Origin of the sequence: Isoptericola haloaureus (assembly GCF_036689775.1) — a bacterium.
In the GTDB taxonomy this organism is placed as follows: domain Bacteria; phylum Actinomycetota; class Actinomycetes; order Actinomycetales; family Cellulomonadaceae; genus Isoptericola; species Isoptericola haloaureus.
This window is the reverse complement of record NZ_JBAGLP010000120.1, coordinates 224,565-240,280: the sequence shown is the minus strand read 5'-3', so window position 1 is coordinate 240,280 and position 15,716 is coordinate 224,565. Positions and strand designations below refer to the sequence as shown.

Annotated in this window: 12 protein-coding genes; 5 read left to right on the top strand and 7 right to left on the bottom strand. The window is 74.4% G+C overall.

Annotated features, from left to right (window positions below; all coding sequences use genetic code 11):
* Positions 1–13: 13 nt before the first annotated feature.
* The 6 genes from V5O49_RS16440 to V5O49_RS16415 all read right to left on the bottom strand — a co-directional run bounded on the left by V5O49_RS16440 (position 14) and on the right by V5O49_RS16415 (position 7,846).
* Positions 14–829, bottom strand: coding sequence for a hypothetical protein (locus V5O49_RS16440; RefSeq protein WP_332903164.1), 816 nt, complete (start codon positions 827–829; stop codon positions 14–16).
* The gene (locus V5O49_RS16435) at positions 826–1,737 is read right to left on the bottom strand and encodes an ABC transporter ATP-binding protein (protein WP_332903163.1); all 912 of its coding nucleotides are present in this window, start codon (positions 1,735–1,737) and stop codon (positions 826–828) included. The genes V5O49_RS16440 and V5O49_RS16435 overlap by 4 nt, the downstream gene beginning before the upstream one ends.
* A 78-nt stretch (positions 1,738–1,815) precedes the next feature.
* A complete protein-coding gene (cydC, locus tag V5O49_RS16430) occupies positions 1,816–3,570 on the bottom strand; it encodes a thiol reductant ABC exporter subunit CydC (RefSeq protein ID WP_332903162.1) in 1,755 nt (584 codons plus the stop codon).
* Positions 3,563–5,263, bottom strand: a complete 1,701-nt coding sequence (gene cydD, locus V5O49_RS16425) for a thiol reductant ABC exporter subunit CydD (protein WP_332903161.1) — start codon at positions 5,261–5,263, stop codon at positions 3,563–3,565. Before cydD ends, cydC begins: the two co-directional genes overlap by 8 nt.
* Position 5,264: 1 nt before the next feature.
* Positions 5,265–6,314, bottom strand: a complete 1,050-nt coding sequence (gene cydB, locus V5O49_RS16420; RefSeq protein WP_332903160.1) for a cytochrome d ubiquinol oxidase subunit II — start codon at positions 6,312–6,314, stop codon at positions 5,265–5,267.
* Between the two features lie 32 nt (positions 6,315–6,346).
* Complete coding sequence (locus tag V5O49_RS16415) at positions 6,347–7,846, bottom strand: cytochrome ubiquinol oxidase subunit I (RefSeq protein ID WP_332903159.1); 1,500 nt, start codon at positions 7,844–7,846, stop codon at positions 6,347–6,349.
* Between the two features lie 471 nt (positions 7,847–8,317).
* Here V5O49_RS16415 and V5O49_RS16410 point away from each other — a divergent pair, with 471 nt between their 5' ends.
* Positions 8,318–11,968, top strand: a complete 3,651-nt coding sequence (locus tag V5O49_RS16410) for an Rne/Rng family ribonuclease (protein ID WP_332903158.1) — start codon at positions 8,318–8,320, stop codon at positions 11,966–11,968.
* A 34-nt stretch (positions 11,969–12,002) separates the two neighbouring features.
* Entirely contained in the window at positions 12,003–12,593 is a 591-nt protein-coding gene (locus V5O49_RS16405) for a thymidine kinase (RefSeq protein WP_332903157.1), read from the top strand.
* A gap of 4 nt (positions 12,594–12,597) precedes the next feature.
* Here V5O49_RS16405 and V5O49_RS16400 read toward each other — a convergent pair whose 3' ends face one another.
* The gene (locus V5O49_RS16400; RefSeq protein ID WP_278234878.1) at positions 12,598–13,173 is read right to left on the bottom strand and encodes a protein-L-isoaspartate O-methyltransferase family protein; all 576 of its coding nucleotides are present in this window, start codon (positions 13,171–13,173) and stop codon (positions 12,598–12,600) included.
* Positions 13,174–13,418: 245 nt separating this feature from the next.
* On the opposite strand from V5O49_RS16400, the gene rplU reads away from it, so the two are divergent.
* The 3 genes from rplU (at position 13,419) to obgE (ending at position 15,705) form a co-directional block, all read left to right on the top strand.
* Positions 13,419–13,727 carry a 50S ribosomal protein L21 gene (gene rplU / locus V5O49_RS16395; RefSeq protein WP_278237507.1) on the top strand — a complete coding sequence of 103 codons (309 nt, stop codon included), beginning with the start codon at positions 13,419–13,421 and terminating at the stop codon, positions 13,725–13,727.
* A 66-nt stretch (positions 13,728–13,793) separates the two neighbouring features.
* A complete protein-coding gene (gene rpmA, locus V5O49_RS16390) occupies positions 13,794–14,051 on the top strand; it encodes a 50S ribosomal protein L27 (protein WP_278234877.1) in 258 nt (85 codons plus the stop codon).
* 130 nt (positions 14,052–14,181) lie between these two features.
* On the top strand, positions 14,182–15,705 hold the full coding sequence (gene obgE, locus V5O49_RS16385; RefSeq protein ID WP_278234876.1) for a GTPase ObgE: 1,524 nt from the start codon (positions 14,182–14,184) through the stop codon (positions 15,703–15,705).
* Positions 15,706–15,716: the final 11 nt, after the last annotated feature.

Below are 15,716 nucleotides of genomic sequence, written 5' to 3'. Positions count from 1 at the left end.
CGCGACGGTCCGCTCAGCGGACCTCGACCCGCAGCAGCCGCCGCAGGCCCAGTGCCAGCGGCAGCGCGAGCCACAGCAGCACCGAGGTCCCCACCTGGGCCCACTGCGTGCCGGTGACCTGCGGGCCGGTCAGGAAGGCCAGTGACCAGCTCAGGTCGAACCAGGCGCCGTGCTCGGCCCACCAGGACCACAGGCCGGCGGCGACGGACGAGATCATCGGCACCACGAACAGGAACCCGAGACCGGCCACCATCGCCGGGGCGGTGCTGCGGATCGCCACTGCGGCGACGAACCCGACGGCCACGGCCGCCAGGTAGGCCAGCACCGAGCGCAGGGCCAGACCCGCGCCCAGGTCCCACACGGCGTCGATCCCGCGGACCTGCGCCGCCACGACGGTGCCGACCGCGCTGAGCACCACCACGGCGGCGGCCGCGGCGAGCGTGACCAGCACCAGCGCGACGGCCTGGGCGCCGACCACGCGACCCCGGCGCGGGACGAGGGCGAACGTCGTCAGGGCCGACCGCTGGCTCCACTCGCCGGCCACGGTGAGCACGGCGACCAGGGGCAGCAGGAGCTCCAGCGGCATGAGGTTGGTCGTGGCGAGCGCCGCGAAGGCGGTCTCGGCGTCGCTTCCCCAGATCGTCACCCCGGCGGCGACGACGAGGGTCAGCAGCGGGACCGCGGCGAGCAGCCAGCGGCTCGCCCGGGTGTCGACCAGCTTGCGCAGCTCGACCTCGACCAGCCGCGTCAGGGGGATGCCGTTCCGGGGGACGGCCCGGGCTCCGGAGCGCCCGGCGGCGTCGGCGGGCGGGGCGGTCAAGGCAGTCATGCGAGGGCTCCGATCGGGTGCGGGTCGCGCTGGTCGTCGGCGGTCAGGTCGAGGAACATCTCCTCCAGGGCGGTGCCGTCGGCGGACCGCAGCTCGACGAGCGGCAGCCCGGCCGCGAAGGCGACCCGACCCGCGTCGGCGGGGCCGGCGTCGGTGACGACCGTGCCGTCGGCACCCGGCGTCGCGCGGTAGCCCGCCGAGGCCAGCGCCGAGACGAGCGCCTCGCCGTCGTGCGCGCGCACCAGCGTGCCGGAGGCCGCCAGGAGCTCGTGCGTCGCCCCGGAGGCCACCACGCGGCCGTGCCCGATGACGACGATGTCGTCGGCGACCAGCTCGATCTCGGCCAGCAGGTGGCTGGACAGCAGCACGGTGCCGCCGTCGTCGGCGAAGGAGCGCAGCAGGTCCCGCATCCAGCGGATCCCGGCCGGGTCGAGGCCGTTGGCCGGCTCGTCGAGGATCAGCACGCGCGGGTCGCCGAGCAGCGCCGTGGCGATGCCGAGGCGCTGGCGCATGCCGAGGGAGTAGTCGCGCACCCGTCGCCGCGACTCGGTGCGGGTGAGCCCCACCAGGTCGAGCATCGCGTCGACCTGGGCGTCCGGCAGGCCCATGGTGCGCTGGGCGAGCACCAGGGTCTCGCGGCCGGTGCGGCCGCCGTGCTGGGCCGAGGCGTCCAGCAGCACCCCGACGTCGAGCCCCGGGTTGGGCAGGTCGGCGTAGCGCCGGCCCAGCACGGTGGCACGGCCGGACGACGACGTCGCCAGCCCGGTGAGGAGCCGCAGCGTGGTGGACTTGCCGGCCCCGTTCGGGCCGAGGAAGCCCGTGACCCGTCCGGGGAACGCGGTGAACGAGACGTCGTCGACGGCGGCGAGGTCCCCGTAGCGCTTCGTGAGGGAGTCGATCCTGATCATGCCTCGGACGCTACGGAGCCGCGGGTCCCGGCACATCGGGGACCACCCCGGTTCCGGCCCTGAGGTCGTCCGGGTCGCTCAGGGGCCGGCCGACGCGGGCGCGGACGCGGCCTCCCGCTCGGCCGCCCAGCGGTACCCCGGCACGTCGCGCAGCAGCGCGGCGTGCGCCCCGCGGGCCACGACCTGCGCGGCACCGTCCGGGGCTCCGCGGTCGTGCCCGAGCAGCAGCACCTCGTCGGCGGCGCCGAGCGGCGTCAGGCGGTGCGAGGCGACGACGACGGCCCGCCCGGTCCCGCGGGCCAGGGCGGCCAGCATCTCCACCAGCGCGTCGGCGGTGGCGGCGTCCAGGTGCTCGGCGGGCTCGTCGACCAGCAGCACCCGGTGGGGTGCCAGCAGCGCCCGGGCGACGAGCAGCCGACGGCGCTCGCCGCCGGAGACGTCGGTGCCGCCCGTGCCGAGCCCGGTGGCGAGCCCGTCGGGCAGACCGTCCAGCCAGCTGGTGAGCCCGACGGCGGCCAGCGCCTCGCGGGCGTCGGCCTCGGTGACGTCGGCGCGGGCCACCCGGAGGTTCTCCAGCACGGTGGTGCCGAACACGTGACCGTCCTCGGCGACGAACAGGCCCTCGCCGCGCACCTGGCCCGCCACGGGCCCGAGCAGCCCGGCGGCGGTGAGCAGCAGCGTCGTCTTGCCGACGCCGGAGGCCCCGGCCAGGGCCACGACCGACCCGGGGCGCAGCGTCAGGTCCACGTCGCGGACCACGGGTGTCTGCGACGACCACCCGGCCGTGACGCCCGCGGCCTCCAGCAGGGTCCCGTCCGGCGCGGGCGCGGCCTCGGGCTCGCGGTGCGGCGGTGCGTCGTCGGGCAGCAGGTCCACCAGCCGCCGGGCCGCCGCGCGGGACCGCCGCAGCTGGACCGCCGCGGCAGGCAGCGCCGTGGTCACCTCGAAGACGGCCAGCGGCGTGAGGACGACGACGGCGAGCTCGGTCGCCGCCAGGTCGCCGGCCAGCGCGGCCGGGATGCCGAGCAGCAGGCAGCCGAGCACCGCCAGCGTATGGGCACCGGCCTCCAGGGCCGCCGACAGCCCCGAGACGCGGGCGCCGTCGTCCGTGGCGGCCGCGAGGCGGCGGTCGGCGGCCCGCAGGCCGTCGGTGCGCTGGGCGAGGCGGCCGGCGACGCGGAGCTGCTGGCCGTCCTCGAGCAGCTCCAGGGTGCGGGCGGCGACCTCGCCGCGGGCCTCGGCGCCGCGTTGCTCCACCGACGCCGACGCGCGCGAGGCCAGCCAGGGGGACAGGACCCCGGTCACCAGCAGGCAGGCGAGCAGCACCGCCCCCGCGGCGGGCAGGAAGATCCCGACCAGCAGCACCGAGCCCAGTCCCGCCACCACGGCGACCCCGCCGGGGACCAGCGCGCGCACGACGACGTCACCCACGTCGTCGACGTCGTTCCCGACCCGGGCGAGCAGGTCGCCGCGGCGCAGGGCGACGACGTCGGCGCCGCCGCGGGCGAGCCGGTCGTACAGGTTGGCGCGCAGCGCGGCCATGCCGCGCAGCGCGACGCCGTGCGAGGCGAGCCGTTCGAGGTAGCGGAAGAACGCCCGGCCGGTGCCGAAGGCGCGCACGCCGACGGTGGCGACCGAGAGGGTGAGCACGGGCGGCATCTGCGAGGCCCGCGCGATGAGCCAGGCCGCGGCGGCGGCCAGCCCGATCGCGCACACGAGGGTGGCGGTGCCGAGGCCGACGGCGCGGAGCACGCGCCCCCAGCGGATCTCGAGCAGGGGAGCGAGCCGCAGCAGCGGGTCCTGGGCGACGCGGCGGCGCAGGGTCTCAGGCACGGGCGACCTCCCGGGCCTCGACGTCGACGACCTGGTCGGCCAGGCCCAGCAGGGAGGCGCGGTGCGCGACCACGAGCACGGTACGGCCGGCCTCCCGCCAGGCCCGGACGGTGTCCAGCACGACCTGCTCGCCCCGGGCGTCCAGGTGCGCGGTGGGTTCGTCGAGGACGACCACGGGCCGGTCGGCGGCGCCGACCAGCGCCCGGGCCAGGGCGACGCGCTGACGCTGACCGACGCTCAGCCCGACGCCGCCCAGCCCCACGGGCGCGTCCCACCCGCCGGGCAGGTCGGCGAGCACGGCGTCGAGGCCCGTGGTGGCCGCGGCCGCCGCCAACGTCTCCGGGGGGACCTCGCGGCCGTCGGTGACGACGTCGCGCACCGTGCCGGGGCCGATCGCGGGACGCTGGGGGACCCACGCCACCTGGTCCCACGGCAGGACGGGGGAGATGCTGCCGTGGTCGGGGCGCAGCAGCCCGAGGAGGAGCAGCACGAGGGTCGACTTGCCGGCCCCGCTCGGTCCGCGCAGCGCGACCACCCGGCCGCCGCCCGGTTCTCCCGAGCCGAGCGCGATGCGGGCGGTCAGGTGCGCGGGGGCGTCGACGTCGCGGCCGGGTGCCCGGACGGTGACGTCGTCGAGCACGAGCGTGCCCCCGGCGAGCCCGGTGGCCGTCGGCGCCGCACCGCTGGTGCGCTCGCCGTCGGTGCTGCTGTCCGTGACCGGCAGGTCCAGCACGGCGAAGGCGCGCCGGGTGGCGGCGAGCCCGTCGGTGGACGCGTGGAACTCGGACCCGACCCGGCGCAGCGGCAGGAAGATCTCGGGCGCGAGCACCAGCACGGCGATCGCGGGGACCAGCTCCATGCCGCCGTGCACGAGCCTCAGCCCCACCCCGACGGCGATGATCGCCACGCACAGCGTGGTGAGCAGCTCCAGCACCGCGCCGGACAGGAACGCCACCCGCAGCGTGCCCATCGTGGCGCGTCGCGAGGACTCGCCCAGGGCCCGGACCCGGGCGGCCGGGCCGAACTCGCGGCCGAACGCCCGCAGGGTCGGCAGCCCGGCGATCAGGTCGAGGACCTGCGACCCGAGCCGCTCGACGGTCGCGAGCCGTCGCTCGGAGGTACCGGCCGTCATGGTGCCGATGAGCCACATGAAGAACGGCACCAGCGGCAGCGTGACGACGGCGATCAGCGCGGAGACCCAGTCGAGCCCGAGCACGACGAGCACCGTGGCGGGGGTGACGAGCGCCGTGAGCAGCAGCTGCGGCAGGAACCGCACCAGGTACGGCTCGAGGTCGTTCAGCCCGCGGGTCGCCAGGGTGGCGACGTCCGACGGCGCCGCACCGGCGGGCGGGCGCGGGCCGAGCGCGACCGCGTGGCCGACGACCTGCTCGCGCAGGTCGGCGACCACGGCCGTGGCGGCGCGGCGCCCGAACCGCTCCTGCGCCCAGGCCACCGCCGCGCGTCCGACGGCGGCACCCGCCAGGACGGCGAGCCACCGGGCGACCGCGGCCTGGTCGACGGCGCCGTCGCCCCCGGGGCTGGTGGCCACCACGACGGGTCCGAGCGCGAAGGCGATCGCGAACGCCTGGACCACGACCAGGGCGGCCGAGGCCGTACCCAGGGCGGTGGTGAGCAGGACGTAGGAACGGGCGGCCCGGGCCTGCCGGAGCAGCCGGGGGTCGAGCGGTCTCACCTCAGAACGCCGCGTCCTTGATCTTCTGCCAGCTCAGGCCCGCGGGGGCGGGGATGTCCTTCGTCGACAGGCGGCGCCGGAACACCCAGTAGGTCCACGCCTGGTAGGCGATGACCACCGGGGTGAGGAACACCGCCACCCACGTCATGACCGTCAGCGTGTAGTCCGTCGAGGAGGCCTCCGCGACGGACAGCGCGTTGCCCCCGTCGAGCGCCGGGATGACGTCGGGGTACATGGAGCCGAAGATCAGCACGACGGCGGCCACGATGGTCACGGCCGACAGCGTGAAGGCCGTGCCCTCCTTGCGGGCGCGGGTCGCGGCCACGACACCGATCAGCGACAGCGCCGCCACCGCGACGGCCGCCCAGGTCCAGGTCGCCGAGTAGGCGACCTGCGCCCAGATCGCCCAGCCGCCGGCCACGACGAGCGCCGTGACGGCCAGACCGGAGGCGAGGCGCTGCGCACGCTCCCGGATCTCGCCGTCCGTCTTCAGCGAGACGAACACGGCGCCGTGCAGGAGGAACAGCGTCAGCGTGGTCAGCCCACCGACCAGGGCGAAGGGGTTGAGCAGCGCCCAGAAGCCGCCGACGTACTGGTGGTCGGCGTCCAGCAGGAGGCCGCGCACGAGGTTGCCGAAGGCGACGCCCCACATCACCGCCGGGATCCAGGAGCCGAGCTGGATGGCCTGGTCGCAGCGGCGGGCCCACGTCGGGTCGTTGATCTTGCCGCGGTACTCGAAGGCGACGCCGCGGGCCACGAGGCCCACGAGGATGATCAGCAGCGGGATGTAGAAGCCCGAGAACATCGTGGCGTACCACTCGGGGAACGCGGCGAAGGTCGCACCGCCGGCGGTGAGCAGCCACACCTCGTTGCCGTCCCAGACGGGGCCGATCGTGTTGACGAGCACGCGCCGTTCCTTCTCCCGGTGCTCCTTGTCGCCCCGGGGCAGGATCGACAGCAGCATGCCGACGCCGAAGTCGAAGCCCTCGAGCACGAGGTAGCCGGTCCACAGCACGGCGATGATGACGAACCAGAGGATCGCGAGGTCCACGTCAGGTCTCCAGTCTCTTCAGGTTCGGGCGCTCAGTACGCGAAGGACAGCGGGCGGTCGGAGTCGTCGGGGTCCTGCGCCTCCGGCGACTCGTCGCGGACGGCGTCGGGCACGCCCTCGATCGCGTACCGGTGCATGAGCCGGAACCACACCACCGCCAGGATCGCGTAGATGATCGTCAGCACGATCATCGAGGTCAGGATGACGCCCGCCGGCACGGCGGTGGACACCCCGCGTTCGGTGAGCAGCCGGACCTGGTCGATGCCGGTGGGGTTGGGGGCCACGACCCACGGCTGGCGCCCGACCTCGGTGAAGATCCAGCCGAACGAGTTCGCGACGAAGGGCATGGGGATGGCCAGGAGCGCGAGCCGGCTGAGCCAGACGTTGTCGCTGATCCTGCCCTTGCGCGTCAGCCAGAACGCCACGAGGGCGAGAGCCACGGAGAACGCGGCGAACCCGATCATCAGGCGGAACGACCAGTAGGTGATCGCCAGCGGCGGGGTGTAGGAGATCTCCTGGCCGTCGGCCGTGGTCTCGCCGTAGCGCTCCGCGTACTCCTCCTGGACGTCGTAGACGCCGGGCAGGTAGGAGTCCTCGCCGGAGAACTCCCCGGTGCCGAGGTAGCTGGTCACGCCGGGGATCGAGATGAGGTGGGCCACGTCCTCGCAGCCGGCGTAGAGCGGGCCGACGGCGAGGATGGAGAACTCCGCGGACTCGGTCCCCTCGCACAGGGCCTCGGCCGAGGACATCTTGCCGGGCTGCTGCTCGTACATGAGCTTGCCCTGGATGTCGCCGGACCAGATGACGCCGAGCCCGGCCACGACCATGACCCACACGCCGAGCCGGACGGCCGGACGATAGACGTCCCGGGCGGTCTCGAGGTTCTCGGCCTTCTTGGTGCGGGCCAGCCGGACCATCCACCAGGCGGCGACGCCGGTCACGAACGTGCCCGCCGTGAGGAACGCGGCGGTGATGGTGTGCGGGAACGCCGCCAGCAGGGTGTTGTTGGTCAGCACCGCCCAGATGGACTCCATCTCGGCGCGCCCGGTGGCCTCGTTGTAGATGACGCCGACGGGGTGCTGCATCCAGGAGTTCGCCGCCAGGATGAAGAACGCCGAGAGGTTGGTGGCCAGCGCGAAGAGCCAGATCGAGGCCAGGTGGATCTTCTTGGACACGCGGTCCCAGCCGAAGATCCACACACCCAGGAAGACCGACTCCACGAAGAACGCGGCCAGCGCCTCCATGGCCAGCGGGGCGCCGAAGACGTCGCCGACGAACCGGGAGTACTCGCTCCAGGCCATGCCGAACTGGAACTCCTGCCAGATGCCGGTCACGACGCCGAGGGCGAAGTTGATCAGCAGCAGCTTGCCGAAGAACTTCGTCAGCCGCAGCCAGCGGTCGTTCTTCGTGACGACCCACGCCGTCTGCATGCCGGCGACGAGGGGGGCGAGCCCGATCGTCAGCGGCACGAAGATGAAGTGGTACACGGTGGTGATGGCGAACTGCCACCGTGCCAGGTCGAGAGCGTCCACGTGGACTCCTTCGATGCGGGCCAGGGGGAGAGAGGCCGCCTTGTGCTGGGCTGATTCGACGGTAGGACCGTCGTCGCAGGTCCGCACGATGAGCGGCGCTGTCACCGACTTGTGAAGACTTTCACGACTTTCTCGTGAAGGCATTCACAAGTCAAGCGGATCTGACACGACGTGACGGTCGCCACGCCGGTGGGTGGACGGGGGAGATCGGACGGCCCCAAGGGTGCGATACTGGATCGAGACCTTCGGGGCCCACATCCCTCGAAGGTCGACGAGCTCGCCGCTCCCGCGTCCGCACGCGGTGCCGCGACCGGGGTGAAGGGCCCGGCCGCCTGGCGTCCGCGAAGTCGTGGGGCTGCAGCCGACCGAGACTTCCGTCCGGGCGGCGCGCTTCTGAGCGCTGCCGCCGCCGACGACCGCCGGGGTGGCCGGCAGGTGTGGGTCGGCCGCCGCAGAGCAGGAGCACCCTCCGTGACATCCGACACCCCCGACCAGCCCGTGGCCGCTGCCGACGAGACGCCGCGCCGGGCTCCCCGCCGTCGCGTGACCCGCGCGACCTCGGCCCCGTCGACCAGCGCGCCCGCCCCGATCGTCGTGCCGGCGACGTCGTCCGAGCCGGCCGCCCCGGCCGCCGAGCCGGCGACCGCCGCCGCGCCGCAGCCCGACCAGGCGACGGCCGCGGCGCCGTCCGCCCCCGCGCGTCGTCCGCGCCGCGCCAGCCGCCGTGCCGCCGGTCCGGCGCAGGCCGAGCCCCAGACCGAGCCCCAGACCGAGCCCCCGGCCGAGCCGTCGGCAGAGACTGCGCAGCCGGCGGTCGTGCCGGAGCAGCCGGAGCAGCCCACCGAGCCGCAGGAGCCGGTCGCTCAGGAACCCGAGCAGCCGGCCGAGGCCGCCGCGCCGATCGCCCTGCCCGACCGCGCGCCCGAGGCGACCGCGACGGCCGCTCCCTCGCTGTCGCTCGACGACATCGTCCTGCCGGGCCGGGACGCCGCCTCTGGCGACCGGCCGGCCACCGGTGCCGAGGCCGCGTCAGCCCCCGCCGCGCCGCCGGCGCGCCGGGCCCGCCGCAGCACCGCGAAGGCGTCGCGCGCCGAGGCCCCGGCGGAGGTCTCCGGTGACGAGAGCGCCGACGAGGGCGCCGCGTCCGCCGCCACGACCTCGACCGCGGCGAAGAAGTCGAGCTCCGCGAAGAAGTCGACCGCCACGAAGGAGGCCGGCACGAAGGAGGCCGGCACGAAGAAGTCGGCCGACAAGAAGTCGGCCGACAAGAAGCCGGCCGACAAGAAGTCCGCCACGAAGAAGTCCGCCGCCAAGAAGCCGGCCGACAAGAAGTCCGGTGCCGAGCAGGCCGCCACGGCCGAGACGACGGGCGCCGCGACCGGTGCGCCCCGGACCGAGTCCACCACCGGCACGGCCAGCGGGTCCGGCACACCTCGCCTCGCCACCACGGCACTGCTCTTCCAGGCGCCCGACCTGTCGGGCCAGCGCGCCGCGCGCCGCGCCCAGGCACCGGCGGGTCCGCCGCGCCCGAGCGACGAGCCGGACGCCGTCGAGAGCACGGACGCCGGGCCCGCGCCGGAGTCGCGCGAGTCGCGCACCGCGACCACGGACACGTCGTCCTCGACGTCGGCGAAGGCCGGGAAGTCCTCCCGCTCGTCGCGCGCCCGGGGTTCCGCCGCGTCGGCCACGTCCGCCACGGACGGGGCCGCGCAGGCCGAGGCGTCCGCCGACAAGACGTCCGACGAGAAGTCCGACACGCCGTCGGACCAGCGGCCCGCCGAGCAGCCGGCGCAGCAGCCCGCGGCGACGCCGCTCGAGCTGAGCGACGTCGACGAGGCCGCCGTCGAGGAGCTCGAGCAGATCGAGACCGAGATCGTCGACGAGGGTGTCGAGCTCGTGGAGTTCGGCCCTGCCGACTTCCTGGAGGACGGCGACGAGTCCGACATTCGCCCGCGCCGGCGTCGGCGCCGGGGCGGCCGCGGCCGTCGCGGGGGTCGCAAGGGCGACCGCCGGCCCCAGGACGAGGCAGAGGGCGAGTCCTCCGACTCCTCGGCCGACGAGGACGAGGAGCGTGGCGCCGAGGAGCAGGACGAGCAAGGCTCCTCCGCACGGGACGACCGTGACGGCCAGGGCGCCGACGGCGCCGCGTCGTCCGCCACGGAGAGCGAGACCGAACGGTCCGGGGCCTCCGAGGGGTCCGACGACGCCGAGCAGTCGTCCGGCAGCAGCAGCCGCCGGCGTCGGCGCCGTCGGCGTGGCCGGGGCAGCGACCGCGAGGGGAGCCGCCCGGCCCGCGCCGAGGACGAGGTCACCGCGCTGAAGGGGTCGACGCGGCTGGAGGCCAAGCGTCAGCGTCGGCGTGAGGGGCGCGACGCCGGTCGTCGCCGTCAGGTCATCACCGAGGCCGAGTTCCTGGCCCGCCGCGAGTCGGTCGAGCGGTCGATGATCGTGCGCGAGCACGACGGCCGCACCCAGATCGCCGTGCTCGAGGACGGCGTGCTCGTCGAGCACTACGTCTCCCAGCAGGCGCAGGCGTCCATGGTGGGCAACGTCTACCTCGGCCGCGTGCAGAACGTGCTGCCCTCGATGGAGGCCGCCTTCGTCGACGTCGGCAAGGGCCGCAACGCCGTCCTCTACGCCGGCGAGGTCAACTGGGACGCCGCCGGGATCGAGGGGCAGCCGCGCCGCATCGAGGAGGCGCTCAAGTCCGGCGACTCGGTCCTGGTCCAGGTGACCAAGGACCCGATCGGCCACAAGGGCGCGCGCCTGACCTCCCAGGTCACGCTCGCCGGCCGGTACCTGGTCTTCGTCCCCGGCGGGGGCATGACCGGCATCAGCCGCAAGCTGCCCGACACCGAGCGCAACCGGCTCAAGAAGATCCTGCGCGACATCGTCCCCGACGGTGCGGGCGTCATCGTGCGCACCGCTGCCGAGGGTGCCTCGGAGGAGGAGCTGCGCGCCGACGTCGAGCGGCTGCAGTCGCAGTGGCAGTCGATCACCGCCAAGGCCGAGAAGTCGTCGACCAACGCGCCGTCGCTGCTGCAGGGCGAGGCCGACATGGCCATCCGCGTGGTCCGGGACATCTTCAACGACGACTTCACCTCGCTGGTGGTCCAGGGCGACAGCGCCTGGACCGAGATCTCGTCCTACGTCGCCGAGCTGGCGCCCGACCTGCGCGAGCGGGTCACGCGGTGGAACGAGACCGGGGACGTCTTCGCCCGGCACCGGGTCGACGAGCAGCTCGCCAAGGGCATGGACCGCAAGGTCTGGCTGCCCTCGGGCGGCTCGCTCGTGATCGACCGCACCGAGGCCATGACGGTCATCGACGTCAACACGGGCAAGTTCACCGGCAGCGGTGGCACGCTCGAGGAGACGGTGACGCGCAACAACATCGAGGCGGCCGAGGAGATCGTGCGCCAGCTCCGGCTGCGCGACATCGGCGGCATCATCGTCATCGACTTCGTCGACATGGTGCTCGAGTCGAACCGCGACCTGGTGCTGCGCCGGCTCGTGGAGTGCCTGGGCCGGGACCGCACCAAGCACCAGGTCGCCGAGGTGACCTCGCTCGGACTGGTCCAGATGACCCGCAAGCGCGTCGGGCAGGGGCTCGTCGAGGCGTTCAGCTCGACCTGCGAGCACTGCAAGGGCCGCGGGTTCATCGTCCACGAGCACCCCGTCGAGAAGGGCGCGGCCTCCTCGGGCGACGGCGACGGCGGCAGCGGCTCGAAGCGCTCGCGCCGCAAGCGCTCCTCCGGCAAGAAGGAGGAGCCGGCACCGGCGCACGCCGACGTGCCGAAGCTGCCCGACGACGAGTCCGAGAAGCGTCAGGCGGTCAAGGCCACGCTGGCCACCATCGCCGCGGCGGCCGCCCACGCCCACGAGCACGAGGGCGAGGAGGGCCACGAGGCGTCCGCGCCGACCGAGCCTGCCGGTGAAGCCGCGGCCGAGCCTGCCGAGCCTGCCGGCGAGCAGGCGGCGTCGACCCCGGCCGAGACCGCGCCGGACCCCGACGCGGCCGGCGCTCCCGCACCCGGTGGTGACACGCCGCCCAAAGGAGCCGGGGCCGACGGGGCTCCTGAGCAGGCTGCGGCGTCGTCTGCGTCGCTGACCGACACGCCCTGAGCGCCGGGACGGTCGGGGTGCTTGACTGGTCGCCATGGACGACCGTCGAGCCCCCGGCCGTCTCGAGGTCATCGGTGGGCCCATGTTCGCGGGCAAGACCACCGAGCTCGTGCGCCGGGTCGACCGGGCACGGATCGCCGGCCGCGAGGTGCTGGTGGTCTCCCACGCGCTGGACGACCGGCACGGCCCGGGCCGCATCGCCTCCCACACCGGGCTGGCGGTGGCGTCCCGCGCGGTGACGCGCGCGGCCGAGATCCCCGGCCACCTGCAGCCCGGGACCGTCCTGGTGGCGGTCGACGAGGCGCAGTTCCTCGGTCCGGAGCTGGTGGACGTCGTCACCGGCCTCGCCGACGACGGCCTCGACGTCGTGGTGGCGGGCCTGACGGTGACGTTCGACGGCCGGCCCTTCGAACCGCTGCCGTCCCTCATGGCGCTGGCGGAGTCGGTCACGCGGCTGACCGCCGTGTGCACCGTCTGCGGTCGCGACGCCGCGTACCACGTCCGCCTCGAGGGGGCGGTCGCGGGCGGCGACGCGCTGACGACGGTGGCCGGGTACGTCGGGGGAGCGGAGACCTACCAGGCCCGGTGCCGCGCCCACCGCACGGTGACCGGCCGGTCCTCGTGACCGGTCAGTCCTCCACGAGCGGCACGAAGCTGTAGGTGCCCTCCTCGGCGGTGCGCACGCTGCCGTCGTCGTCCCGGTCGACGACGACCATCCGGTGCCGGACCGGCACCACCATCCGGCCTCCCGGCGCGACCTGGTCCACGAGCTCCTCGGGCAGCCGGTCCGCGGCCGCCGAGACGAGGACGCGGGACCAGCCGCCGGGTCGCGGGGCGCCCAGGACGCCCGGGCGGGCGGGAACCAGCCGGGCCCACGGCATGCCGGCCCGCGCGAGGTTCGCGGCGCCCCACTCGGCGATCTCGGGGATCCGTTCCACGCCCAGCACCTCGCCCTGCGGGCCGACGAGATGGGCGAGCAGCGCCGTCGTCCACCCGGACCCGGCGCCGACGTCGAGCACGTCACCGCCGCGCGGGACCCGGAGCATCCGCAGCATCGCGGCCACCGTGGAGGGCTGGGAGCAGGTCTGGTCGTGGCCGATCGGCAGCGGCTGGTCGAACGCGGCGGAGGCCCGCTGCGCCCGCGGCAGGAACCCGCGCCGGTCGACGGCGCGCATCGCGTCCGCCACGACGTCCGGCGTGCTCATGGGACCATCGTCCGTCGACCGCGCACCGCCCGCAGTTCCGTGGTCCACCTCACGCGGCCGGAGCGACGCCGGACTTGTCCGCCGACCGGGGGTCGCGTAAGGTAATGCGTCGGCGCGCTGTCAGCGCGTCTGTCCCGTGTGCCCTCGGCGCACCGCACTCCACCGCCGCGGCGGTGCGAGTTCCAGACCAAGCCGGTGACCGACGTCGGGTGAGCGCACCAAGACCAGGAGAGATGAGCATCAACATGGTGTACGCGATCGTCAAGGCCGGTGGCCGGCAGGAGAAGGTGTCCGTCGGGGACATCGTCGTCACGGACCGACTCGAGGGCTCGGCCGGTGACACCGTCGAGCTGCCCGCGATCCTGCTCGTGGACGGCGACACCGTGACCACCGACGCCAAGAAGCTGGCGAAGGTCAAGGTCACCGCGGAGGTCGTCAAGGACGCCAAGGGTCCGAAGATCACGATCCACAAGTACAAGAACAAGACCGGCTACCGGAAGCGGCAGGGTCACCGTCAGCAGCTGACCCGCCTGAAGGTCACCGGTATCAAGTGACGTCCGGCGGGCCGGCGCCCGCACGGTTCCCCACACTCTTCGTACTGAGCAGAAAGCAGGACTGAGATGGCACACAAGAAGGGCGCGAGCTCCTCGCGCAACGGTCGTGACTCCAACGCCAAGTCCCTCGGCGTGAAGCGCTTCGCGGGCCAGGCGGTCAACGCCGGCGAGATCATCGTCCGCCAGCGTGGCACCCACTTCCACCCCGGCGAGAACGTCGGCCGCGGCGGCGACGACACGCTGTTCGCGCTGTCGGCCGGCGAGGTCGCCTTCGCGACGCGTCGCGGCCGCAAGGTCGTCGACATCGTCGCCGCCCAGGTCTGAGCCGGAGCACCTCCGCAGCAGACCGGCACTTCCCGTCACGAGGGGCGCACCACCGAGTGGGGTGCGCCCCTCGTGCGTGTCCGTCCGCGCCACGGCGCGCCCGGGCACGACCTCCTGAGAGGATCTACCCATGGCCAGCTTCGTCGATCGAGTCGTGCTCCACGCGGCCGGGGGATCCGGCGGGCACGGCGTCGCGTCCGTGCACCGCGAGAAGTTCAAGCCCCTCGGCGGGCCCGACGGCGGCAACGGCGGTGACGGGGGCAGCGTGCGGCTCGTCGTGGACGGGCAGACGACGACGCTGCTCGACTACCACCACTCGCCCCACCGCAAGGCACCCAACGGTGGCCAGGGCATGGGCGGGGACCGGCACGGCGCCCAGGGCGAGGACCTCGTCCTCAGCGTGCCGGACGGCACCGTCGTCAAGGACCGCGACGGCACCGTGCTGGCCGACCTCGTCGGCGTCGGTGCCGAGCTCGTCGTCGCCGCCGGCGGCCGCGGGGGTCTGGGCAACCGCGCGCTGGCCTCCCCGAAGCGCAAGGCCCCCGGGTTCGCCCTCCTCGGCGAGCCCGGCGAGGAGCGCGACGTCACGCTCGAGGTCAAGACCATCGCCGACGTCGCCCTGGTCGGCTTCCCCAGCGCCGGCAAGTCCTCCCTGATCGCCGCCATCTCGGCCGCCCGGCCCAAGATCGCCGACTACCCCTTCACGACGCTCGTGCCGAACCTCGGCGTCGTCCAGGCCGGCGCGACGCGCTACACCGTCGCCGACGTGCCCGGGCTGATCCCCGGCGCGAGCGAGGGCAAGGGGCTGGGGCTGGAGTTCCTGCGGCACATCGAGCGGACCGCGGTCATCGTGCACGTGCTGGACTGCGCCACCCTCGAGCCCGGACGCGACCCGCTGACCGACCTGGAGGTCCTCGAGGCCGAGCTCGCCGCCTACGCGGGCGACCTGGACATCGCCGGCGGACGGGTCCCGCTCACGGAGCGTCCGCAGCTGGTCGTGCTCAACAAGATCGACGTGCCCGAGGCCCGCGAGCTGGCGGAGTTCGTCCGGCCCGACCTGGAGGCACGCGGGCTGCGGGTCTTCGAGATCTCCACCGCCTCGCACGAGGGGCTGCGCGAGCTCTCCTTCGCGCTGGGCGACCTCGTGGACCGGGCCCGCGCCGCCGCGCCGCCGCCCGAGCCGGCCCGCATCGTGCTGCGCCCGCAGGCCGTCGACGACTCCGGGTTCACGGTCACGCGTCGCACCGACGGCTCCACGGGCCACGTGTACTTCCTCGTCCAGGGGCGCAAGCCCCAGCGCTGGGTGCGGCAGACCGACTTCAACAACGACGAGGCCGTGGGCTTCCTCGCCGACCGGCTCGCCAAGCTCGGGGTGGAGGACAAGCTCCTCGAGGCCGGGGCGGTCGCCGGCGACGAGGTCCGCATCGGCACCGAGCAGGACGCGGTCGTCTTCGACTGGGAGCCGACCCTGTCCACCGGGGCCGAGCTGCTCGGGTCGCGCGGCACCGACCGCCGCCTGGAGGACACCCACCGCCCCACGCGGTCCGAGAAGCGACGCGACTTCGTCGAGCGCATGGACGCCAAGTCCGCCGCCCGCGAGGAGCTGTGGACCGAACGCGAGGCCGGTCACTGGGCGGACCCCTCCGACGACTGAGCGCGAGGTCG